Origin of the sequence: Pseudomonas sp. NPDC089743 (assembly GCF_044748785.1) — a bacterium.
GTDB classification, from domain to species: domain Bacteria; phylum Pseudomonadota; class Gammaproteobacteria; order Pseudomonadales; family Pseudomonadaceae; genus Aquipseudomonas; species Aquipseudomonas putida_X.
In genome coordinates this window covers 574,020-596,347 of sequence record NZ_JBIVGS010000002.1, presented here as the reverse complement: position 1 = coordinate 596,347, position 22,328 = coordinate 574,020, and the positions used below count along the sequence as shown (strand labels likewise).

At 62.7% G+C, this 22,328-nt stretch carries 22 protein-coding genes and 2 tRNA genes; 13 read left to right on the top strand and 11 right to left on the bottom strand.

All coding sequences use genetic code 11. From position 1 onward, the window contains the following. Nucleotides 1-182: 182 nt before the first annotated feature. Nucleotides 183-1,298: a bifunctional 3,4-dihydroxy-2-butanone-4-phosphate synthase/GTP cyclohydrolase II gene (gene ribBA / locus ACIPZC_RS06235; protein WP_400625619.1), complete on the bottom strand. Its 1,116-nt coding sequence runs from the start codon at nucleotides 1,296-1,298 to the stop codon at nucleotides 183-185. A 78-nt stretch (nucleotides 1,299-1,376) separates the two neighbouring features. On the opposite strand from ribBA, the gene ACIPZC_RS06230 reads away from it, so the two are divergent. Further along, a complete protein-coding gene (locus ACIPZC_RS06230; RefSeq protein ID WP_400625617.1) occupies nucleotides 1,377-1,670 on the top strand; it encodes a DUF1330 domain-containing protein in 294 nt (97 codons plus the stop codon). A 100-nt stretch (nucleotides 1,671-1,770) separates the two neighbouring features. Further along, on the top strand, nucleotides 1,771-2,517 hold the full coding sequence (locus tag ACIPZC_RS06225; protein WP_400625615.1) for an SDR family oxidoreductase: 747 nt from the start codon (nucleotides 1,771-1,773) through the stop codon (nucleotides 2,515-2,517). On the opposite strand, the gene ACIPZC_RS06220 is transcribed toward ACIPZC_RS06225, so the two are convergent. The 3 genes from ACIPZC_RS06220 to ACIPZC_RS06210 all read right to left on the bottom strand — a co-directional run bounded on the left by ACIPZC_RS06220 (nucleotide 2,514) and on the right by ACIPZC_RS06210 (nucleotide 6,460). Next, a complete protein-coding gene (locus ACIPZC_RS06220; protein ID WP_400625613.1) occupies nucleotides 2,514-4,586 on the bottom strand; it encodes a PAS domain-containing protein in 2,073 nt (690 codons plus the stop codon). The two genes, ACIPZC_RS06225 and ACIPZC_RS06220, sit on opposite strands and share 4 nt — an antisense overlap. 101 nt (nucleotides 4,587-4,687) lie before the next feature. After that, entirely contained in the window at nucleotides 4,688-6,097 is a 1,410-nt protein-coding gene (mapR, locus tag ACIPZC_RS06215; RefSeq protein ID WP_349974456.1) for a GntR family transcriptional regulator MpaR, read from the bottom strand. Nucleotides 6,098-6,220: 123 nt separating this feature from the next. Next, the gene (locus ACIPZC_RS06210; protein ID WP_241806502.1) at nucleotides 6,221-6,460 is read right to left on the bottom strand and encodes a DUF3203 family protein; all 240 of its coding nucleotides are present in this window, start codon (nucleotides 6,458-6,460) and stop codon (nucleotides 6,221-6,223) included. Nucleotides 6,461-6,672: 212 nt separating this feature from the next. Between ACIPZC_RS06210 and ACIPZC_RS06205 the strand changes: the two genes are divergently transcribed. Next, nucleotides 6,673-7,191, top strand: coding sequence for an MgtC/SapB family protein (locus ACIPZC_RS06205; protein ID WP_241806501.1), 519 nt, complete (start codon nucleotides 6,673-6,675; stop codon nucleotides 7,189-7,191). Nucleotides 7,192-7,723: 532 nt separating this feature from the next. On the opposite strand, the gene ACIPZC_RS06200 is transcribed toward ACIPZC_RS06205, so the two are convergent. The 3 genes from ACIPZC_RS06200 to ACIPZC_RS06190 form a co-directional block, all read right to left on the bottom strand. Next, nucleotides 7,724-8,623 carry a hydroxymethylglutaryl-CoA lyase gene (locus ACIPZC_RS06200; protein WP_241806500.1) on the bottom strand — a complete coding sequence of 300 codons (900 nt, stop codon included), beginning with the start codon at nucleotides 8,621-8,623 and terminating at the stop codon, nucleotides 7,724-7,726. Nucleotides 8,624-8,643: 20 nt separating this feature from the next. Next, complete coding sequence (locus tag ACIPZC_RS06195) at nucleotides 8,644-9,042, bottom strand: MerR family DNA-binding transcriptional regulator (protein WP_012313840.1); 399 nt, start codon at nucleotides 9,040-9,042, stop codon at nucleotides 8,644-8,646. A 110-nt stretch (nucleotides 9,043-9,152) separates the two neighbouring features. Continuing rightward, complete coding sequence (locus tag ACIPZC_RS06190) at nucleotides 9,153-10,031, bottom strand: helix-turn-helix domain-containing protein (protein WP_400625609.1); 879 nt, start codon at nucleotides 10,029-10,031, stop codon at nucleotides 9,153-9,155. Between the two features lie 130 nt (nucleotides 10,032-10,161). Between ACIPZC_RS06190 and pobA the strand changes: the two genes are divergently transcribed. Next, a complete protein-coding gene (gene pobA / locus ACIPZC_RS06185; RefSeq protein WP_400625607.1) occupies nucleotides 10,162-11,349 on the top strand; it encodes a 4-hydroxybenzoate 3-monooxygenase in 1,188 nt (395 codons plus the stop codon). A gap of 252 nt (nucleotides 11,350-11,601) precedes the next feature. On the opposite strand, the gene ACIPZC_RS06180 is transcribed toward pobA, so the two are convergent. Further along, entirely contained in the window at nucleotides 11,602-11,781 is a 180-nt protein-coding gene (locus tag ACIPZC_RS06180) for a hypothetical protein (RefSeq protein ID WP_241806497.1), read from the bottom strand. 156 nt (nucleotides 11,782-11,937) lie between these two features. Between ACIPZC_RS06180 and ACIPZC_RS06175 the strand changes: the two genes are divergently transcribed. Then, nucleotides 11,938-12,681, top strand: coding sequence for a peptidase C39 family protein (locus ACIPZC_RS06175; protein WP_400625605.1), 744 nt, complete (start codon nucleotides 11,938-11,940; stop codon nucleotides 12,679-12,681). A gap of 60 nt (nucleotides 12,682-12,741) precedes the next feature. Here the strand turns inward: ACIPZC_RS06175 and ACIPZC_RS06170 are convergent, their stop codons facing one another. Next, nucleotides 12,742-14,025: an FAD-binding oxidoreductase gene (locus ACIPZC_RS06170; protein ID WP_012313845.1), complete on the bottom strand. Its 1,284-nt coding sequence runs from the start codon at nucleotides 14,023-14,025 to the stop codon at nucleotides 12,742-12,744. A gap of 201 nt (nucleotides 14,026-14,226) precedes the next feature. On the opposite strand from ACIPZC_RS06170, the gene ACIPZC_RS06165 reads away from it, so the two are divergent. The 4 genes from ACIPZC_RS06165 (at nucleotide 14,227) to ACIPZC_RS06150 (ending at nucleotide 15,907) form a co-directional block, all read left to right on the top strand. Then, a tRNA-Val gene (locus tag ACIPZC_RS06165) sits at nucleotides 14,227-14,303 on the top strand. 160 nt (nucleotides 14,304-14,463) lie between these two features. After that, nucleotides 14,464-14,540: transfer RNA gene (locus ACIPZC_RS06160), tRNA-Val, on the top strand. A 152-nt stretch (nucleotides 14,541-14,692) separates the two neighbouring features. Then, nucleotides 14,693-15,265, top strand: coding sequence for an SPOR domain-containing protein (locus ACIPZC_RS06155; protein ID WP_400625603.1), 573 nt, complete (start codon nucleotides 14,693-14,695; stop codon nucleotides 15,263-15,265). A gap of 216 nt (nucleotides 15,266-15,481) precedes the next feature. Next, complete coding sequence (locus tag ACIPZC_RS06150) at nucleotides 15,482-15,907, top strand: GTP pyrophosphokinase (protein WP_241806495.1); 426 nt, start codon at nucleotides 15,482-15,484, stop codon at nucleotides 15,905-15,907. A 32-nt stretch (nucleotides 15,908-15,939) separates the two neighbouring features. Here the strand turns inward: ACIPZC_RS06150 and ACIPZC_RS06145 are convergent, their stop codons facing one another. Next, a complete protein-coding gene (locus ACIPZC_RS06145) occupies nucleotides 15,940-16,182 on the bottom strand; it encodes a DUF1654 domain-containing protein (RefSeq protein WP_241806494.1) in 243 nt (80 codons plus the stop codon). A gap of 167 nt (nucleotides 16,183-16,349) precedes the next feature. Then, nucleotides 16,350-17,438 (bottom strand): asparaginase, encoded by a 1,089-nt coding sequence (locus ACIPZC_RS06140; protein ID WP_241806493.1) that lies wholly within the window; start codon nucleotides 17,436-17,438, stop codon nucleotides 16,350-16,352. A 342-nt stretch (nucleotides 17,439-17,780) separates the two neighbouring features. On the opposite strand from ACIPZC_RS06140, the gene ACIPZC_RS06135 reads away from it, so the two are divergent. Genes ACIPZC_RS06135 through ACIPZC_RS06120 form a run of 4 tightly spaced genes read left to right on the top strand, consistent with a single transcriptional unit; the run spans nucleotide 17,781 to nucleotide 22,328 of the window. Beyond that, nucleotides 17,781-18,737: a sugar ABC transporter substrate-binding protein gene (locus ACIPZC_RS06135; protein WP_400625600.1), complete on the top strand. Its 957-nt coding sequence runs from the start codon at nucleotides 17,781-17,783 to the stop codon at nucleotides 18,735-18,737. 18 nt (nucleotides 18,738-18,755) lie between these two features. Then, nucleotides 18,756-20,309 (top strand): sugar ABC transporter ATP-binding protein, encoded by a 1,554-nt coding sequence (locus ACIPZC_RS06130; RefSeq protein ID WP_400625598.1) that lies wholly within the window; start codon nucleotides 18,756-18,758, stop codon nucleotides 20,307-20,309. Further along, nucleotides 20,306-21,301, top strand: coding sequence for an ABC transporter permease (locus ACIPZC_RS06125; protein WP_400625596.1), 996 nt, complete (start codon nucleotides 20,306-20,308; stop codon nucleotides 21,299-21,301). Before ACIPZC_RS06130 ends, ACIPZC_RS06125 begins: the two co-directional genes overlap by 4 nt. Nucleotides 21,302-21,305: 4 nt before the next feature. After that, the gene (locus tag ACIPZC_RS06120) at nucleotides 21,306-22,328 is read left to right on the top strand and encodes a LacI family DNA-binding transcriptional regulator (RefSeq protein ID WP_400625594.1); all 1,023 of its coding nucleotides are present in this window, start codon (nucleotides 21,306-21,308) and stop codon (nucleotides 22,326-22,328) included.

Genomic DNA, 22,328 nt, shown 5'->3' with positions numbered 1-22,328 from the left:
GGCCATCACTCTTCTTTGAGCTCCAAGCTTCAAGCTGCAAGCTGCAAGTAGAAGCGGATCGCGTCGTGCCGCAGATCGGCTTTTGCTTTTGCTTTTGCTTTTGCTTTTGCTTGCAGCTTGCAGCTTGCAGCTTGCAGCTTGCGGCTTGCAGCTTGCAGCTTGCGGCTTGCGGCTTGGAGCTTTCAGCTCTGGGCTGGGAAGGGGATGCTCTGGACCACTTCCAGCTCATAGCCCGCCAGGCCCGCGTATTTGAGCGGGGGGCCCAGGTGGCGGAGCTTGCCGACGCCCAGGTCCTGGAGAATCTGCGCGCCAGTGCCGACTTCCGAGTACACCTTCGACTGGCCCCGCTGGTACGGACGCAGCGGCTGAGTCAGTTGCGGGATGCGTTCGAGCAGTGCCTGGGATGATTCATGGTTGGCCAGGATCACCACCACCCCGGCACCTTCCTCCGCGACCTTCTGCAGCGCAGCCCACAAGGTCCAGTTCGCCGGCCCGGCATACTCGGCACCGACCAGGTCGCGCAACGGGTCGATGACGTGCACGCGCACCAACGTCGGCTGCTCGCGGCGGATATCGCCCATCACCATGGCCATGTGCACACCGCCTTCGATACGGTCTTCATAGGTCACCAGGCGGAAGGTGCCGTGCACGGTCGGCAACTCGCGCTCACCGATGCGCTTGATGGTCTGCTCGGTGCTCAGGCGATAGTGGATCAGGTCAGCGATGGTGCCGATCTTGATGCCGTGCCGGGCGGCGAACACTTCCAGGTCCGGTCGGCGGGCCATGGTGCCGTCATCATTTAGCACCTCGACGATCACCGAAGCCGGGGCAAAACCGGCCAGGCGTGCCAGGTCGCAACCCGCCTCGGTATGGCCGGCGCGGTTCAGCACACCGCCTTCGCGGGCACGCAATGGGAAGATGTGGCCGGGCTGCACCAGATCCGCCGGGCGGGCATCGGCGGCCATGGCTGCGGCCACGGTGCGCGCCCTGTCAGCCGCAGAAATGCCCGTGGTCACCCCCGTGGCCGCCTCGATGGATACGGTGAAGGCGGTGCTGAACGCGCTGCCGTTGGCCGGTACCATCTGCTCCAGCCCCAAGCGCTGACAATGCTCGTCGGTCAGGGTCAGGCAGATCAGGCCCCGCGCTTCGCGGGCCATGAAGTTGATGGCCTGCGCGTCACAGCGCTCGGCGGCGATCAGCAGGTCGCCCTCGTTCTCCCGATCCTCGTCGTCCACCAGCAGCACCATCTTGCCTTGGCGGTAGTCCTCGAGGAGTGCTTCGATCGTGTTGAAAGCCATGCTGAACGCTCACTGTGAATGGGTGATTATTATGGTATACCATCATACACAAATAGTTTTGCATCAGGAGAGTAGCGGATGAAAGCGTATTGGATTGCCCACGTGGACGTGACCGACCCCGAGCAGTATCAGCAGTACACCCAAAGGGCGCCCGCCGCCTTTGCCGCATTCGGCGGACGGTTCCTGGCCCGGGGCGGGCGCAGCGAGGCGATGGAAGGGCGGTCGACGCCCCAGCGGACCGTGGTGATCGAGTTCCAGACCTACGAACAGGCGCTGGCCTGCTATCGATCCGAGCTGTACCAACAAGCGTGCAGCCATCGTCACGGCGTGGCCAAGGCTGAGGTGATCATCGTCGAAGGGGTCGAGCCCTGAGCGCGGGGCGAAATTGCCTGAGCTGTTGTGCTGGGTCATTCCAAGAGGCTGGCTTTTCCCCTATTGTCGAACCTATGTTCCCACGTGATTTGGCAGGCCCATGGAGAAAGTCATTGTCATCACCGGCGCCAGCCGTGGCATCGGCGCCGCCACCGCGCTGCAGGCTGCCCGTGAGGGTTACCGCATCTGCATCAACTACCACGCCGATGACCAGGCCGCGCACGCCATTCTTGCCCAGGTCCGCGCACTCGGCGCCCAGGCGATTTGTGTGCGTGCAGACGCCAGTGTCGAGGACGAGGTGATCCAGCTGTTCCACCGCGTCGATGAAGCGCTCGGCCCCGTCACCGCACTGGTGAACAACGCGGGCACCATCGGCCAGCAGAGCCGCGTGGAAGACATGTCGGAGTTCCGCCTGCTCAAGGTGATGAAAACCAATGTCGTCGGGCCGATGCTTTGTGCCAAGCACGCCTTGCTGCGCATGGCCCGCCGCCACGGTGGCCAAGGTGGGGCCATCGTCAATGTGTCATCAAGGGCGGCACGCCTGGGCTCACCCAACGAGTATGTGGACTACGCCGCGTCCAAAGGCGCCCTCGATACCTTCACCGTTGGCTTGGCCAAGGAAGTGGCAGGTGAGGGTGTGCGGGTCAATGGCGTGCGCCCAGGCTACATTCATACCGACTTCCACGCCCTGTCCGGCGACCCCGACCGTGTCGCCAAGCTGGAACCTGGCTTGCCCATGGGGCGTGGCGGTCGCCCGGAAGAAGTGGCCGAGGCCATTCTCTGGTTGCTGTCGGACAAGGCGTCCTATTCCACTGGCAGCTTTCTCGACCTTGGCGGCGGGCGCTAATCGCCACCGCTCAGCAGTTGCTGCACGCACTCGGCCAGCACGTCCAGCTCGAACGGCTTGCCCAGCACATGAGCGCCTTTGAGTAGCGGGCCGCCTCCCAGCGCCGCAGTGTTGTCATAGCCGGTAATGAACAGCACTTTGAGGTCGGGGTGCTGCCGCCGGTAGTGCTCCGCCACATGGCGACCGTTGGGGCCGTCGGGCAGGCCGATGTCGCTTATCAGCAGGTCCGGCCGTTCGCTGTGTTCCAAGTGTGCCAAGGCGCCACGCCCATTCTCGAAGGCGCTGACCCGGTAACCCTGCTCTTGCAGTACCTCGCTGATCACCACGCGCAGGGCGAGCTGGTCTTCCACCAGCACGATGCGCTGCCCGTTGGCACGGTGTTGATCCAGAGCGCTGGCCTTGGGCGCCTGGGGCTGCGCCGTGGGCTGCTGGTGATGGCGCGGCAGGTACAATTCCACACGTGTGCCCATGCCGGGTTGCGAAAGCACGCGTGACTGCCCACCGGACTGGCGCACGAAACCATAGGTCATCGACAGCCCCAGGCCGCTGCCCTTGCCGATGGGTTTGGTGGAGAAAAAAGGGTCGAAGGCACGTGCAATCACTTCCTCGCTCATCCCGCAGCCGTTGTCGACAACGCTAAGGCGCACGTAGTCGCCGCTGGGTAACCCCAAAGGGCGTGCCTGATCATTGTCCAGCGCCACGTTGTCACCATGGATGCTGATGACACCCCCGTCAGGCAGCGCGTCACGTGCATTGATGCACAAGTTGAGCAGGGCGCTTTCCAACTGTGGCGGGTCGATGAAGGTGGGCCATAGTTCAGGAGCGAACCGGCTGTGCAGGGAAATGGAGGGGCCGATCGTTCGGCGTAGCAGCTCCTGCATGCCGCCTAGCAGCTCTGCCACCTCCGTGGCGCGGGGTTGCAGGGTTTGTTGGCGCGAGAATGCCAGCAGCCGTTGCACCAGGGATGAGGCGCGTTTGGCCGTGCTGTTGGACATGTCGAGTAAATTGTCCAGCTCGGTATAGCGCTGTTGCTGCAGGCGCAGCTGGATCAGTTCCTGGGTATTGAGGATGCTGCCGAGCAAATTGTTGAAGTCATGTGCGATGCCGCCGCTGAGTTGCCCGACGGCCTCCATCTTTTGCGCCTGGCGCAGGGCCTGCTCTGCGTTGGCAAGGCGTTGTTGCGCCTGCACGCGGTCGCTGATGTCGTAGGCGAACAGGTAAGCGCCCACCGGGGCCCCAGCAGCGTCACGCAGGGCATTGAAGCGCAGTTCATAATGGCGCTGGTCTGGTTGCTGGCCGAATGCACCGATCTCGGTGAACTGCTCGCCCTGCAGTGCCCGTCGCCATAAGGGCAGGATCGTCTCGCGATCTGCGGCATTGTCACCCATCAGCGACGGCATGTAAGCGCCAACCACCGGTGTATGGCCATACAGGAACCGAAAGTCCTCTCTGGCCTTGCGATTGACGGCCAGCCAGTGCATGCCGTTGTCGAGCACGTGCACGTTGGCTGCGCTCTGGTCGATAAGCTCTGCGAACAGGCTGCGCTGTGCCATGGCTTCGCTTGCCCGTTGCTCCAGGTGTGCATTGAGCTGCGCAAGCGCCTGCTCGCTGTTGCACCGCTCGGTCACATCCTTGAACAGCACCGCAACCTGCCGGCGCTCCGGCGGCTCGATACGAAAAGAGCTTACTGACAGAACGCGGCCGCTGGCTCGTAGTTCCTGTTCGAATTGCTGGGGGGCACCGGTGTGCAGCACGGGACCGTAACGGGCAACCCACGCGTCGGCTTCATCAGGCAATATGTCGCGCATTTTCTGGCCGGTCGCGTCCGCGATGCCGGCGTGCTTGGTATAGGCGGGGTTGACGAGCACGTGCACGAAATCACTCAGCGGGCCATGGGGGCCGTCAATGAATTCGATGATGCAGAAGCCTTCGTCCATGGTATTGAACAGAAAGCGGTAAACATCCAGGCCTAACGGCGAATGCTGCTGCAGTTCGGCTTCCAGCTGCGTGATACGTTGGCGCAAGGTGGCGATTTCTTCGCGCAGGGCAAGCATCTCGTTCACAGGCATGGCAGCGTCCGGCAGCAGTGCGTGGTGAAGACTTTAACGCTGTGGCGCTGCTACGCCTACTCGTAATTTTGCCAGGTTACGCCCGAATCCCCATTTTGCAGTCAGAACGAGCGGATGATGCGGCCTAGGGTTGCCATGGCCCGCTCGGCGGTGTCGCTCCACGGGGTGCCGTAGTTCAGGCGGATGCAGTTGCCAAAGCGGCGGGTGGGCGAAAATATGGGCCCCGGCGCGATGCTGATGCCTTGGGCCAGGGCCATGTGGAACAGCTTCAGCGCGTCTATCCGTTCGGGCAGTTCCAGCCACAGAAAGTAGCCGCCAGAAGGCTGGCTGACTCGCGTCTGCGCCGGAAAATAGCGCGAGATGGCGGCGAGCATGTTGGCTTGCTGGCCTTCCAGGGCATAGCGCAGTTTGCGCAAGTGGCGATCATACCCACCGTGTTCCAGGTAGTCGGCAATGGCCGCCTGGGCCGGCATCGAGGCGCACAGTGAGGTCATCAGCTTGAGTCGTTCGATCTTCTGGGCAAAGCGCCCTGCGGCTACCCAGCCGATCCGGTAACCGGGCGCCAGGCTCTTGGCGAATGAGCCGCAGTGCATGACCAGGCCTTGAGTGTCGAAGGCCTTGGCAGGCTTGGGCGCCTGTTGCGAGTAATACAGCTCGGCGTAGACATCGTCCTCGATCAGCGGCACCTGATGGCGCTGCAGCAATGTTACCAATGCCTGTTTCTTCGCCTCGGGCATGCTCGCGCCCACCGGGTTCTGGAAGTTGGTCATGCACCACACGGCTTTGACCGGGTGCTTTTCCAAGGTCTGGGCGAGGGCGGCCAGGTCCATGCCCTCGCGTGGCTGCACGGGTATTTCCACCGCCTTGAGCTTGAGCCGTTCCAGCACCTGTAGGCAGGCGTAGAAGGCCGGTGCCTCGACCGCCACCAGGTCACCCGGCTCGGTGACCGCCTGCAGGCACAGGTTCAGTGCTTCCAGCGCGCCGTTGGTGATCAGTAACTCCTCCATGGGCAGCATCATCCCGCCAACCATGTAGCGCAGGGCGATCTGCCGGCGCAGTTGCGGGTTGCCCGGTGACAGGTCGGTGACCACCATGCGTGGGTCCATGGCCCGGCTGGCGCTGGCCAGCGAGCGCGACAGGCGCTGCAGCGGGAACAGTTCCGGGCTGGGGAACGCTGAGCCGAACGGCACGGTGTTCGGGTCCTTGATCGATTCGAGTATCGAGAACACCAGGGCGCTGACATCCACGTCAGTCGATTCGCTCAGCGGCTCCAGTGGCTGTGGCTCGCAGAAGTGACGCGGTGCATGGGCAGTGACGAAATACCCTGACCGCGGCCGAGCGCGGATCAGCCCGCGGCGTTCGAGCAGGTAATAAGCCTGGAACACGGTCGACGGGCTGACGCCGTGTGTCTGGCTGGCGTAGCGCACCGATGGCACGCGCTGGCCGGGGCCGAGCACGCCAGAGCGGATCAGTTCGGCAATGTCATCGGCGAATCGTTCATAGCGTTTCATGAAGGCTCGGCAGCAGGGTGAACAGGCAAGTCACCCCCCACTATGGCCCCGAAGCGGTTTTCAGTACAGGCTCAGGCCATGCACCAAAAACCGGATCAGTTGCTGGTCGGTGCTTCAGCCACTCTAGATTACCGAGCCAGGAACGCTCGCCTTCAAATGCTTTCGGCTGTCCACGGCGCCGGCTACGGTCAGCGCGTCGGCTTCGGCTTCGGTGATCGGCACACGCTGGCCTGCCAACAGTGCCACGGACATGCGCAACTGTTCATCGGTAATGATCTCAATGTCCGGGCCATCACCTTCGATGCGCAGGTCTTCGCCTATGAGGGTGCAGCGGCGGGTGCTTTCTTCGATTTCGACGGGCATGGGCTAGTCCTCCGGGTTGCAGTTACAGCTGTGACCGCAGGCACTCAACGGTTGCTGCATCAAACCGCCGGGCGGGGCACTTTGTGGGGGCGGCGGCGGTCCACCCTCAAAGAGCCCTGCCGTACGCGGCTCTGAAGACTGCGCTGTGAGCGCGAACTCAGCCGCGAAACGGCGCCAGGGCCGGCCACTAGCATGACCGCGAGAAATTTTTCATGGACGTGATCTGGCAAACCATACAAGCCGAATTCGCCGATATCACGCAAGTGCGTGAAGTCACCCGTATCATCCTGCGCCTGTTGATGGCCGCCAGTCTGGGGGCCATTCTGGGCTTCGAGCGTGAGCACAAAGGCAAGTCCGCTGGGGTGCGTACACATATGTTGGTGTCGATGGGCGCCGCGTTATTCGTGCTGGCGCCAAGCATGGCCGGTGCCGACGAGCAGGCCTTGAGCCGGGTGATCCAGGGTATCGTCGCCGGTATCGGGTTTCTCGGTGCGGGCACCATCCTCAAAGGTAATGGTCGCGACACCAGCCACGTCAAAGGCCTGACCACGGCTGCCGGCCTGTGGATGACGGCCGCCATCGGTACCGCTGCAGGCATGGGGCGTGAGGCGACGGCGCTGATCAGCACAGTGCTTTCACTGCTGGTACTGGCCACGATGCCGATAATGGTGGAGAAGGTGGAGGGGCAGGACGAGGAGAAGCAGCAGGAGGAGGATGTCAGGAAGCACTGAGGGGAGCCGAAGCTCCCCTCAAAGCGTTGTTGCCTGCTCTTTTCTTATTATTGAAGGCCGACCTTTTATTGTTTTTGTAGGCTTGCCTTGGTGCTGCGAGTGACCCCCAACCGGGGTCAAGAGCAAACGTATTTTTTTGAGCGCTGACCTGCTTTCATCCTGAGGATCCGATGCTGGCTGCCGCTACCTTGTGGTAGTTTTATTGTTCTGTGCCAGACCGCGGGGCGAACCCCTGAAAAGCGTGTCTACTCCAAAAAAATCTGCTTGCTGCGCCTCTGCCGTGTTGTTCTTGTTATGTCAGAGCCGGTACATGTTGTTTTTATTGGGTGTCGCATTTTTTGTTGTTGTTGTACGAAAGATATAGCAGGCGCCGTGCCAACTTTTGAAAACTGTTGTAAATCAATGGCTTGAGCTGAATCGCCCAATTCGGGTGGCGTGAAATTCTGTCGAATTGTTTCCCTGTTACCCGATTTTTTGCTGAGGCCTGTGGGGGCGGTAACACTCACCCACACATTTGTGACGACCGTGTGAATCACTGTGCGCTGCGTGCTCGCGCCACACGTGAGCCGTTGGCCCGGCCCAGCACCTCGCTGATCCGCTGCCCCGCAGCGATCAAGCGGTCCAGGTCAATGCCGGTTTCAATCCCCAGCCCCTGTAGCAGGTAAACCACGTCCTCGCTGGCGATATTGCCCGTGGCACCTTTGGCATAGGGGCAACCCCCAAGGCCCGCCACCGAGCTGTCGAACACACTGATACCTTCGAGCAGGCTGGCATACACGTTGGCCAGGGCCTGGCCGTAGGTATCGTGGAAGTGGCCGGCCAGTTGCTCACGCGGCACGTGCGCCGAGACGACTTCGAACAGTTTGCGGGTAGCACCTGCGGTGCCAGTGCCGAGGGTGTCACCCAGGGACACTTCGTAGCAGCCCATCTCATGCAGGGCTTTGGCCACGGGGGCGACCTGTTCTGCACTGACCTTGCCTTCATATGGGCAGCCGAGCACGCAGGAAACGTAACCGCGCACCCGCACACCGTGGCTGCGCGCCGCCAGCATGATCGGCTCGAAACGTTTGAGGCTTTCGCTGATCGAGCAATTGATGTTGCGCTGGGAAAACGCCTCGGAGGCAGCGGCGAACACCGCCACTTCCTTCACCCCGGCCGCCAGGGCGTCCTCGAAACCCCGCAAGTTGGGCGCCAGCGCCGCATAGGTAACACCCTCGCGTTGCTTGATAGCGGCGAACACGTCGGCGGAGCCGGCCATCTGCGGCACCCACTTGGGCGAAACGAAACTGCCGACCTCAATGTAGGCCAGCCCGGCGTCGGTAAGGTCGTCGACCAGGCGCACCTTGTCAGCAACGCTGATGGGCTGGGCTTCGTTCTGCAGGCCGTCGCGGGGGCCGACTTCGACCAGGCGGACTTTTTCGGGCAAAGGCATGGTGGGGTTCCTGTGGCGGGTCAACGGTTGTCGTTATTGTTCAGGGTTGCGGCCAGGGCCTGTTCGCAACGTTCCTGGGCAGTGTCCAGCTCCAGTTGCATCTGGTGAATATCCAGCATCTGTTGCTCAAGCTGGGCGCGGCGCTCGGTGATCTTGGCCAGCATGCTGTTGAGTTGCTTGAGGTTGCCGCTGCTGGGGTCGTAGAGTTCGATCAGTTCACGGCATTCGGCCAGCGAAAAACCGATGCGCTTGCCACGCAGGATCAGCTTCAGGCTGACTTTGTCGCGTGCCGAATAGATGCGCTCCAGGCCACGACGCTCCGGGCTGAGCAGGCCCTGTTCCTCATAGAAACGGATGGCGCGGGTGGTGATGTCCAGCTCGCGGGACAGGTCGGAGATGCTGTAGGTCTGGGTGCTCATGCGTGGGCTCGGCGTGGAGTATGACGGTATCCTGAATGCAGGTTGACGTAAACGTCAAGCAGGGTGTTGCGCAGGCGTCGCTCTTGGCCGTCCAGTAGAGGCATTTGCAGTCAATCGGGCTGGACCGAGCGACGGTAACCATTGGGTGTCTGCCCACTCAAGCGCTTGAAGAACCGCGCAAAGTAGGTCGGGTCACTGAACCCCAGGCTGTCCGACAACTGCCCGATGCTCATCCGCGTGTAGATCAGGTTGCGCCGTGCCTCCAGCAGCAGCCGCTGATGCACCAGTTGCAGTGCGGTCTGCCCGCTCAAGGCCCGGCACAGCTGATTGAGCTGCAGGCTCGGGATCTTCAACCGCGCGGCGAAGTCCTCCACCGAAAGGTGCTCACGGTAGTGCGCTTCGACCAGGCGCAGGTATTGCCCCAGCAACTGACGGTCACGTTCGTCTCGGTTGCGGGGCGCCTGGCCCAATTGCTGGCGACGGCTGATCCACACCATCAGCGCGGTCACCAGGGCTTCGAGCATGGGCGCGCGTGCCGGGGCATGGCCCTGGTACTCCTGCTGCAGTGTGTCGATCAGGCCGCGCAGGCGCACGCGGTCCTTGCCCAGCGGGTAACAGGCAGGCTTGGCCAGCACCCCCAGCGGTGCGCCCAGGCGCTGCTCAAGGTTGGCTACCAGCGCGGTGCCGAAGGTCAGTACATGCCCCTGGATATCGGCACTGAAGCGAAACCCGTGCACGGTCAGCGGGGGTACCACCTGGATTGCCGCTTCGCCAATGGCACTGCGCACGCCCTCGATCTCTACCTGCGCCTGGCCACGTTGCACATACAGCAACTGAAACAGCTCGGCGTGCTGGTGCGGTTTGATTTCCCAATGGTGCAGGCGGCTGCGGGCCGGGATCGACTCGCAATGCAGCAGGTCCGTGCCGGGCCATGCCTGGTTTTCGCCATACAGCTGAAACAGCGGGACGCCGGGGAGTGACGATTTCATCAAGAACTGACCTGTCCGTTAATCGAACGCTTTTTACAAAAGTGCAGTTTTCCCATCGGATAGCACAGCTAATCCGCCTGCGCAGCCCGTAAAAATGCAAGTAGAAATCTAATAACACGAGAGAACAACAATGAAAACTCAGGTTGCAATCATCGGTGCAGGTCCGTCTGGCCTACTGCTGGGTCAACTGCTGTACAAGGCCGGAATCGACACGGTCATTCTTGAGCGGCAGACACCTGACTATGTACTTGGCCGCATCCGTGCCGGCGTGCTCGAGCAAGGGACTGTCGACCTGCTGCGTGAGGCAGGTGTTGCCGAGCGCATGGACCGTGAAGGCTTGGTGCACGAGGGTGTCGAGTTGCTTGTCGGTGGCCGCCGGCAACGGCTGGACCTCAAGGGCCTGACCGGAGGCAAGACGGTCATGGTCTATGGCCAGACCGAGGTGACGCGGGACTTGATGCAGGCGCGCGAGGCCAGTGGTGCGCCGATCATCTATTCGGCCAGCAATGTGCGGCCCCACGAGCTCAAGGGCGAACGGCCCTACGTTACCTACGAGAAGGACGGCCAGACCCACCGCCTGGACTGCGATTACATCGCCGGCTGCGACGGCTTCCACGGTGTGTCGCGCCAGAGCATCCCCGAAGGTGTGCTCAAGCATTATGAGTGCGTGTATCCGTTCGGTTGGCTGGGGATGCTGTCCGATACGCCGCCCGTGAACCACGAATTGATCTATGCCCATCACCCGCGTGGTTTTTCGCTGTGCAGTCAGCGTTCGCAGACCCGCAGCCGCTACTACCTGCAAGTGCCGCTGGATGAACGCGTGGAGGACTGGTCCGACGAGCGTTTCTGGACCGAACTCAAGGCCCGCTTGCCCGAAGATGTGGCAGAGCGCCTGGTCACCGGCCCGGCGCTGGAAAAGAGCATTGCGCCCTTGCGCAGCCTGGTGGTCGAGCCGATGCAGTACGGGCACCTGTTCCTGGTCGGTGACGCGGCCCATATCGTCCCGCCCACCGGGGCCAAGGGCCTCAACCTGGCGGCTTCGGACGTGAATTATCTGTACCGTATCCTGGTCAAGGTCTATCGCGAAGGGCGTACCGACCTGCTGCAGCAGTACTCGCCCTTGGCCCTGCGCCGCGTGTGGAAAGGCGAGCGCTTCAGTTGGTTCATGACCCAATTGCTGCATGACTTTGGTGAACACAAGGATGCCTGGGAGCAGAAGATGCAGGAGGCGGACCGTGAGTACTTCCTGTCTTCGCCTGCGGGGCTGGTGAACATTGCCGAGAACTACGTCGGGTTGCCGTTCGAAGAGGTGGTGTAGGGGCGGGGCATGACGTGAGGGCCCCGCGGGGCTTGCGAGCAAACAAGAGGGCTCCAGACCAATGGCCGTCAGTTAGCGTGATCAGGGCTGCTGCGCAGCCCATCGCCGGCAAGCCGGCTCCTACAGGTACTGCGCTGCGGTTGAAACCAGTGCAAAGCCTGGGCTGCCCCCCAAGGCTGGATCAGTATCCAGCTTGCGGGGGCAGTCCATACAAGCCGGCTTGCCGGCGATGGGCTTGGGTAATTGCGAAGATCAATGCGCCTGTGCGTGACGGCGCGCCCGATTGATCGGCTGCTGCTTGGCCGGAACCTGCGGTGGCAGGTGGTGGTGCTGTGCATGACGCCGCACGATGCGTAGTACACCCCAGAGCATGGCAGCAGCGACGCTAAGCCACATACCTACCAGCATGAGGATTGCCATGGTCAGGCTCATGTCTACCTCCTTCTCTTGGGTCAGCTTTCGGCTCACCCTCCAGATATTGCTTTAGTCTAGCTCCCGCCGCGTGACGTTCCATCTATCGAAGGTCTATTGCTTGGTTCGTTTGGTTCCAAGCCCGCAGCGGGCTATACCCGCGTCGACTGGCATCCTATGATCGTCGGCCAAGGCCGGGCGTTGGCAGCCTGGCGTCAGAACAAGCGAGTGTCCATGGTGCAAATTTCCTTCAAGTCCCGGTTTTTCGAGCCGCGCCGCCTGGTAGTGGCCTGCCTGCTGGCCGCCAGCCTCTCAGGTTGTGCCGGCACGCCCCCGGCCGCCGTCAAGGGCGTTGCGCAGCGGGTCGAGATCAGCAGCGTGCCGTTCTACCGAGGCAACGCCAACCACAGTGGGGCCATGGCGCTGGCGGCGTTGCTCTCGCAGCAGGGCGCGCCGATCACCCCGGGGCTGCTGGACAAGCCGCTGAACCTGCCCCAGGGCGCCGAGTCACTGGGCACCGGCATCCCCCGCGTGGCGCGCGATTACGGCAGGGTCGTGTACCCGCTGGACAAACAGCTGGACGCTCTGTTGACCCAAGTGGCTGCAGGCAACCCGGTGCTGGTGCGTTTTCAGGAAGGTTCGGCGTGGTGGAGCGAGCCGCGCTATGCGGTGCTGATCGGCTTTGACCGTTACAAGCAGCGGGTGCTGCTGCGTGCGGGGATGCACCGGCGGCAGATGATGGCCTTCGACGATTTCAAGTCGGCGTGGGCGCAAGAGGGGAGCTGGGCGATACTGGTTCAGCCGCCGCGGCAACTGCCGGCCCAGGTGGACCGGCAGCGCTGGCTGCAGGCTGCCGATGAACTGGCCCGCGCGGGCCAGGAACTGGCGGCCAAGCAAGCCGTGGCCAGCCTGCAAAGGTAAGCCACCAACCCTGGCCTGATCCTCGCTAAGCCGGCGATCAGGCCAGTGATGGCAGCAGCATCAGAAGCCCAGGCGGTCGCGCAGGCTGTAGTACCAGGCTCCCAGGGCGCTGAACGGTACGCGCAGCATCTGGCCGCCCGGGAACGGGTAGTGCGGCAGGCCGGCGAACGCGTCGAAGCGCTCGGCCTGGCCACGCAGTGCCTCGGCCAGCACCTTGCCCGCCAGGTGGGTGTAGGTGACGCCGTGGCCCGAGCAACCCTGCGAGTAATAGATGTTGTCGCCGATACGGCCAACCTGTGGCAGACGCGACAGGGTCAGCAGGAAGTTGCCGGTCCAGGCGTAGTCGATCTTGACGTTCTTGAGCTGCGGGAAGGCCTTGAGCATCTTCGGGCGGATGATCGCCTCGATGTTGGCCGGGTCGCGTGCACCGTAGACCACGCCACCGCCGAAGATCAGGCGCTTGTCGCTGGTCAGGCGGTAGTAGTCGAGCAGGTAGTTGCAGTCCTCGACGCAGTAGTCCTGCGGCAGCAGGGTGCGGGCCAGTTCCTCGCCCAAGGGCTCGGTGGTGATCACCTGAGTACCGCAAGGCATTGATTTGGCCGCCAGTTCTGGCACCAGGTTGCCCAGGTAAGCGTTGCCGGCAACGATGATGAACTTGGCGCGCACTTTGCCCTGTGGGGTGTGCACGACCGGGTTGGCGCCACGCTCGATGCGGATGGCCGGGGTCTGCTCATAGATGATGCCGCCCAGCGACTCGACGGCGGCAGCTTCGCCCAAGGCCAGGTTCAGCGGGTGGATGTGGCCGCCGCTCATGTCCAGCATGCCGCCGATATAGCTGTCGCAGGCGACCACTTCACGGATGCGCTTCTGGTCCATCAGCTCCAGCTGATTGTGGCCAAAGCGTTCCCACAGGCGCTTTTGCGATTCCAGGTGGCCCATCTGTTTGGACGTCAGCGCAGCGAACACGCCACCGTCCTTCAGGTCGCACTGGATGTTGTACTTGGCTACGCGTTCACGGATGATGCGCCCGCCCTCGAAGGCCATGTGGCCCAGCAGTTGCGCCTGCTTGGGGCCGACCGTGCGCTCGATGACGTCAATGTCACGGCTGTAGCTGTTGACGATCTGGCCGCCGTTACGGCCCGACGCACCGAAGCCGACCTTCGCCGCTTCGACGATGCTCACCTTGAAGCCGTTCTCCAGCAGGAACAGGGCGCTGGACAGGCCGGTATAGCCTGCACCGATGATGCACACATCGGTTTCCACCTCACCCTGCAGCGCCGGACGTGGCGGCACCGGGTTGGCCGAGGCGGCGTAGTAGGACTGGGGGTAGGGGGTATTGGCCATGCTCGAGAAACCTCGTGTTTTATATTTTTAACGAATGTACCGATGCTATCAATAATAATAAACACCCGCTAGTCGTCCGTTGAAAATCCTTTACTGCTCCTTGGTCGGCGCTTCTCTATAAAGAGGTTAAGATTCAGTAGGTTAGCGCAAAAAAAAGTGTTGACAGCGGTTTTGGAATGCGTAGAATGCGCACCACACGACAGGCACATAGCTCAGTTGGTTAGAGCACCACCTTGACATGGTGGGGGTCGTTGGTTCGAGTCCAATTGTGCCTACCAAACATCAGAGAAGGCGATCCGAAAGGGTCGCCTTTTTTGTGTCTCGCTTTTATAGGCGGCCGCGTCACCCAGGCCGGCAGGCTGCTGAAAGTTTTTGATTTTTTTGAAAAAAAACGCTTTACAGGTACGCATTCGGTGACTAATATGCGCACCACACGACAGGCACATAGCTCAGTTGGTTAGAGCACCACCTTGACATGGTGGGGGTCGTTGGTTCGAGTCCAATTGTGCCTACCAAACATCAGAAAGGGCGATCCGAAAGGATCGCCCTTTTTGCATTGTGCGTTTCTGGCAGATGGCCGGTATGTAGCAAGGTGTAACGTATGATCGCGGTCCGGGTCAGGGGTCGCCATGCTAGAATTCGCCGCTTCGAAACGGGAGATACACGCGTGCGCAAACTGGCAGTGGTAATGGCAGTGCTGGCCCTGGTGGGCTGTGAGAATGAGGTTGAAGGTGTGCACAAACAGGTGGCCGAGCACCTGCACAACCCCAGCACCGCCAAGTTCGGCAACGTGCGGATCGACACCAAGGGCACCATTTGCGGGCAGGTGCGTGGCAAAGACGATGCCGGGCAGTACGAAGCTTACCGTAGCTACGTCGCCATCAAGGGTGACGATGGCCAGTACGACATCATCGTCGACGACAATGGCAACAACCTGCGTATTCGCGAAATCTGCGGGGGCGCTGAGTTGCAGCGCCGCGCCGAGGCCCTTGCCGATCAGCCTGCCCCTCAAGGCTGGGATGTCGAGGTGATCCAGGGCGCCAACATGGGGGCATTGAGCGACATGACCGCCCGCCTGATCGAGAAGGGCATCCCATCCTCGGTCGAATACCGCAATGGCAAGCCGGTGGTGCTGCTGGGGCCGTTCCCCACCAAAGAGGAAGCCGAGGCACGCAAGGCGGAGGTCATGGCCAAGCTGGGTACGGATTCGGTTGTCATCCAGCACGGCGCGCAGCGCTGATAACAGCGTACCGCGCCCTTCGTAGCATGGCCTGGGTGGCTGCCGGCTTGCCGGCGAGCACTGGCCCAGCCGCTGCCATGCATCGAGTTGCCTGGCCTGTACCGGGGCGAGTAGTCCCTTGTCACCGCCTGTGAAAGCGCCGGAACAGACGCCTGTCATCTGTAACCCGACCGGTCTATGCTTGTTTGGGAGACGGTTTGAAGCGGGGAGGGCCTCATGTCTACACTGGAGCGGGCCATCCTGGTGGCCACCAGGGCGCATGAAGGGCAATACGACAAAGGCGGTGCGGCGTATATCCTGCACCCTTTGCGGGTGATGATGCGGGTGTCCACGCCCGAGCAGCGCATTGTCGCTGTGCTTCACGATGTGATCGAAGACACGCCGCTTACGCTTTCCGACCTGGCCCGCGAGGGTTTCACGCTCAAGATCCTGGCCGCTTTGCTGGCCTTGAGCCGGCGTGATGGCGAAAGCTACGAGGACTTCGTGGTGCGCCTGGGCTGCGACCCATTGGCGCGTACCGTCAAAATGGCCGACCTGGCCGACAACAGCGATCTTTCACGCATCGCCCGCCCAGGCCCGGCCGACCTGAGGCGGCTGGCTCGTTATCAGCAGGCCAGCGCTTACCTGCAGGCGCTGGCCTAGGCCCAGATTCGCATCGCCCAGGCCCGTGCGAGTCAGTCGTCCTTGGGCACCGTCCAGAAAATCTGCACGCCGCCATCATCGCGGTGGGCGAGGGTGACGTTGTCGTTCTCGGCGATCTCCTCAAGCAGGGTTTCCCAATCGTCGGGCGACTCCTGCTCCAGGCGGAAGATCAGGGCGGCGCGGCTACGTTGAGCGATGGGGCTGTTGATGATCTTCTGGATGCGCGTACCCATCAGTTCATAACTGCTCGGCGTTGCAGGGGCGGTACTGGCCACGGGGCTTTTCCTTGTTTTGCTGTATGCGCATACAGTATTTCACTGTAGGGTATTTCGCAACTGCGTGTAAGGTAAAAAAGCGGAGGACCGCGGGTGGCCGATACATGGGGAATGAAGCCGGTTGAAGGGCCGGCTAAGCCAGCCCACCGGCCCCAGTCATGCCGCGATCAGTATTCCCAGAAAATCCGCTGCAGCTCTTTGCTGTCCTGGGTCTTGGTCATTGCCACCATCGCCAGGATCCGCGCCTTCTGCGGGTTAAGGTCGTGGGCTACAACCCAATCGTTCTTGTCATCCGGCTGCTCGGCGTTGCGCAGCACGAAACCGCCCTGGTTGACGTGCGACGAGCGGATGATCTGCACACCCTCCTTGCGTAGCTCCTGCAGTGCCGGCACCACCCGCGAGGACACCGACCCGTTGCCGGTTCCGGCATGAATCAGGGCTTTTGCGCCGTTCTGTGCCAATGCCTTGTAGGCCGTGTCGGTCACGTTGCCGTAGCCGTAGGCGATGTCGACCTGCGGCAGGCTGCTGATCTGCTTGATGTCGAATTCCGAGTTGACGGTGTGACGCTTGGCCGGCAGGCGGAACCAGTACGATTTGCCTTCCACCACCATGCCCATCGGGCCCCAGGCGCTCTTGAAGGCTTCGGTCTTGATGTTGACCGCCTTGCTCACATCGCGGCCGGACTGGATCTCGTCGTTCATGGTCACCAGTACACCCTTGCCTCGGGACTGCTTGTCGCTGGCCACGGCTACGGCGTTGTACAGGTTGAGCATGCCATCGGCCGACATGGCCGTGCCCGGGCGCATGGAGCCCACCACCACGATCGGCTTGTCGGTTTTTTCTACCAGGTTGAGGAAGTAGGCGGTCTCTTCCAGGGTGTCGGTGCCGTGGGTGATGACGATGCCGTCCACGTCCTTGCTTTCGGCAAGTTCGGCGACGCGTTTGCCCAGCTTGAGCAGGTCGTCGTTGCTGATGCTTTCGGAGGCGATCTGCATCACTTGCTCGCCGCGCACGTTGGCAATGTCGGCAAGCTCTGGCACGCCGGCGATCAACTTGTCGATGCCCAGCTTGGCCGCCTGGTACGTGGCGCTATTGGCAGCGCTGGCGCCGGCGCCGGCAATGGTGCCGCCGGTGGCGAGGATGACCACGTTGGCCAGCTGCTGCTGGGTTTGGGCTTCTTTGGCCGAAGCGGTGGTTGGCAGAATCAGCAGCAGCGCCAGGGCGCTGGGTGCGAAGGACTTCAGTGCAGCATTCATAATTATTGTTCTCTCTTCCTAAGTGAGATTGTGCTGTGTCGCACAGGGTGCAAGGCAGTTTTCGTACCATCCTTGTCTGGGCGCCTTAATTCGCTGCGCGCCGCGGTGGCTGGGGGCCGGGATTACCCTCAAGGCGCCGCAGGCGGGCCGCTTGGTTCGGAAATCCGAACAAAAATAGGAAAAGCTGTTCGGTTTATCGGAAAAATCCCAGATAATCTGCGGCATAAGTAACGCAGCCATTGCCAGCGAAACGGATTTGACAAAACCGCGTCCTGTTTCCATAGTTAGCCAACGCAAACGTTTGCGATCCGATAAAAACCACAAGATTCGGAGTCATCTCCCATGAAACTGCCGTTCCCCGGTCGTCTGCTGGCGCTCGCCGTCATTTCCTCGCTGTCGCTTGCCCTGCCACTCGGCGCTGCCCATGCGGAAGACAAACCCAAGGTCGCTCTGGTGATGAAGTCCCTGGCCAACGAATTCTTCCGCACCATGGAAGATGGCGCCAAGGCCTACCAGAAAGACCACGCCAACGAATTCGACCTGGTGGCCAATGGCATCAAGGACGAGACCGACACCAGCAACCAGATCCGCATCGTCGAACAAATGATCGCCACCGGCGCCAACGCCCTGGTAATCGCACCGGCCGACTCCAAAGCCTTGGTGCCTGTGATCAAGAAAGCCATGGACGCCGGCATCACTGTGGTCAACATCGACAACCGCCTGGACCCTGACGTACTCAAGAGCAAGAACCTCAGCGTACCTTTCGTTGGCCCCGACAACCGCAAGGGCGCACGCCTGGTAGGTGATTACCTGGCCAAGGAGAAGCTCAAGGCCGGTGACCAGGTCGGCATCATCGAAGGCGTGCCGACCACCACCAATGCCCAGCAGCGCACCGCCGGCTTCAAGGATGCCATGGAAGCAGCGCAGATGAAGATCGTCTCGGTGCAATCGGGCAACTGGGAAATCGACAAAGGCAACAACGTCGCCGCCGCGATGCTCAACGAATATCCCGACCTCAAGGCACTGCTGGCCGGTAACGACAGCATGGCCCTGGGCGCCGTATCGGCCGTGCGCGCGGCCGGTAAGACCGGCAAGGTGCAAGTGGTGGGCTACGACAACATCAACGCCATCAAGCCCATGCTCGAGGACGGCCGCGTACTCGCCACCCTCGACCAGGCGGCCAGCCAGCAGGCGGTGTACGGCATCCAGGCGGCATTGCAGATGCTCAAAGGCCAGAAGCCGAACGTGGACGCCGACAACGTCATCCAGACCCCGGTCGAACTCATCACCAAGCCTTGACGGCCAGGAGACATGGCCATGCCTGTAACGGCCAATGAAGTGCTGCTCGCTGCCAGCGGCCTGGGCAAGCGCTACACGCAACCGGTGCTGGGCGACGTCAGCCTGGCCCTGCGCGCCGGCGAAGTGCTGGCCCTGACCGGCGAGAACGGCGCGGGCAAGAGCACCCTGTCCAAGCTCATCAGCGGGCTGGAAACACCCACCACCGGGCACATGACCTTCCGCGGTCAGCCCTATGCACCTGGTAGCCGCAACGCCGCCGAGCGCCTTGGCGTGCGCATGGTCATGCAAGAGCTCAACCTGCTGCCGACCCTGACCGTGGCCGAAAACCTGTTCCTCGACAACCTGCCCAGCCGCTTCGGCTGGATCAGCCAGAAGCGCCTGCGCCAGTTGGCCACGGCCGCCATGGCCCAGGTCGGCCTGGACGCCATCGACCCGGACACCCCGGTGGGCGAATTGGGCATCGGCCACCAGCAGATGGTGGAGATCGCACGCAACCTGATCGGCGACTGCCATGTGCTGATCTTCGACGAACCCACCGCCATGCTCACCGCCCGCGAGGTGGAACTGCTGTTCACCCAGATCGAGCGCCTGCGCCAGCGCGGCGTGGCCATCGTCTACATCTCGCACCGCCTGGAGGAGCTCCAGCGCGTGGCCCAGCGCATCGTGGTGCTGCGCGACGGCAAGCTGGTGTGCGACGAGCCGATCCAGCGCTACAGCAGTGCCGAGCTGGTCAACCTGATGGTCGGCCGCGAGCTGGGCGAACACATCGACCTGGGCCGCCGCCAGATCGGCGCGCCGTTGCTCAAGGTCGACCGGCTGTGCCGCGGCGACAAGGTGCGAGAGGTGTCGCTGCAGGTCAGGGCAGGGGAGATCTTCGGCATCTCCGGGCTGATAGGTGCCGGCCGCACCGAGTTGCTGCGGCTGATCTTCGGCGCCGACCGCGCCGACAGCGGCAGCATTGAAATCGGCCAGCCGCTCAAGGCGGTGACCATCGATTCGCCCAAGGCAGCGGTCGAGGCCGGTATCGCGCTCATCACTGAAGACCGCAAAGGCGAAGGCCTGCTGCTGACGCAATCGATCAGCGCCAACATCGCTTTGGGCAACCTCGCTGCGCTGTCCCGCGCCGGGGTGGTCGACGGCGACGCCGAAAAGGCCCTGGCCGAACGCCAGATCACCGCCATGCGCATCCGCAGCGCCAATGCCGCCCAGGTGGTCGGCGAGCTGTCCGGCGGCAACCAGCAAAAGGTGGTGATCGGCCGCTGGCTGGAGCGTGACTGCCAGGTGCTGCTGTTCGATGAACCCACCCGCGGCATCGATGTGGGGGCCAAGTTCGATATCTATGGCTTGCTGGCCGAGCTGGCGCGCCAGGGCAAGGCCCTGGTGGTGGTGTCCAGCGACCTGCGCGAGCTGATGCTGATCTGCGACCGCATCGCAGTGCTGTCGGCCGGCCGCCTGATCGACACCTTCGAGCGCGACCACTGGAGCCAGGACCAGCTCCTTGCCGCCGCTTTCGCCGGCTACCAGAAACGTGACGCCCTGCTGCACGACGCAGCGCCCAGGATGGATGTATGAAAACCACACCTCTCGACACACAGGCCGGCGCCCCCGTGCGCCGCAGCGGCACCTACTTCGGCCTCGGCACCTACCTGGGCCTGGCGGGCGCCTTGCTGGCGATGATCGTGCTGTTCTCGTTGCTCAGCAGCCACTTCTGGTCATACGCCACCTTCAGCACCCTGGCCAACCAGATCCCTGACCTGATGGTGCTGGCCGTGGGCATGACCTTCGTGCTGATCATCGGCGGTATCGACCTGTCTGTGGGCTCGGTGTTGGCGCTGGCGGCATCGGCCGTCAGCGTGGCCATCCTCGGCTGGGGGTGGAGCGTGCTGCCGGCCGCCTTGCTCGGCATGGCCGTCGCCGCGCTGGCCGGCAGCGTCACCGGGGCGGTCACAGTGGCCTGGCGCATACCGTCGTTCATCGTCTCGCTCGGCGTGCTGGAAATGGCCCGCGGCCTGGCCTACCAGTTCACCGACTCGCGCACCGCCTACATCGGCGATGCCTACGCCTGGTTCTCCAACCCCGTCGCCTACGGTATCTCGCCGGCCTTCATCATTGCCTTGCTGGTGATCGTCCTCGCCCAGCTGGTGCTGACCCGGACCGTGTTCGGCCGCCACCTGATCGGCATCGGCACCAACGAAGAGGCCGTGCGCCTGGCCGGCATCGACCCGCGCCCCTACAAGGTGCTGGTGTTCGCCCTGATGGGCCTGCTGGCTGGGCTGGCCGCGCTGTTCCAGATTTCCCGTCTGGAGGCCGCCGACCCCAATGCGGGGGCTGGCCTGGAGCTGCAGGTGATCGCCGCTGTTGTGATCGGCGGCACCAGCCTGATGGGCGGGCGCGGCTCGGTGATCAGCACGTTCTTCGGCGTGCTGATCATCTCGGTGCTGGCCGCAGGCCTTGCACAGATCGGCGCTTCAGAACCCACCAAACGCATCATCACCGGGGCGGTCATCGTCATCGCCGTGGTGCTCGACACCTACCGTAGCCGGCGAGCAGGCCGGCGGAACTGAAAACATGGCAACCATCAAAGATGTCGCGGCACTCGCGGGTATTTCCTACACCACGGTGTCCCATGTACTGAACAAGACCCGCCCGGTCAGCGAACAGGTGCGGATGAAGGTCGAAGCGGCCATCGTCGAGCTCGACTACGTGCCCAGCGCCGTGGCGCGCTCGCTCAAGGCGCGCACCACGGCCACCATCGGGCTGCTGGTGCCCAACAGCGTCAACCCATATTTCGCCGAGCTGGCGCGCGGCATCGAAGATGCCTGCGAGCGAAACGGCTATTGCGTGATCCTTTGCAACTCCGATGACAACCCACAGAAGCAGCGCAGCTACCTGCGCGTGCTGCTGGAAAAGCGCATCGACGGCCTGGTGGTGGCTTCGGTGGGCGAGGACAGTGACCTGCTGCAGAGCCTGGCCTGCGTGCGTACCCCGATGGTCATCGTCGACCGCGCGTTGGAAGGCGTCGACGCCGACCTGGTGCGCATCGATCACGAGCAGGGCGCGTACCTGGCCACCCAGCACCTGCTGGAGCTTGGCCACCGCGACATCGCCTATATCGGCGGCCCGGCCGCGACCGGCGTCAGCCAACTGCGCCTGGCCGGCTTCCACCGTGCCATGGCCGAGGCGCAGGTGGCCGTGCACGGTGCGCACATCCTGCAGTGCGACTTCACCAGCCCCGGTGGCCATGCGGCGGCCGCGCAACTGCTCGATGGCCAGCGGCCCACAGCGATTTTCGCCGGCAACGACATGATCGGCTTTGGCGTGCTGCGTGCGGCTGCCGAGCGCAATATCAGCGTGCCGGGCGAGCTGTCGGTGATCGGCTTCGACGACATCGAGCTCAGTCGCTATGTGTACCCACCGCTGACCACCGTCGGCCAGTCGATCCGTGAGCTCGGTGAAAGTGCAGCGGCGCTGTTGCTGTCGCGTATCGCCGCACCGCGGCGCGAAGGCGCAGAGCAGCGCATCGTCGCCCCGCGCATCGTGCTGCGTGAGTCCACCGGGCCGCGCCCGGATCTGTTCAATGATTACCGCTAA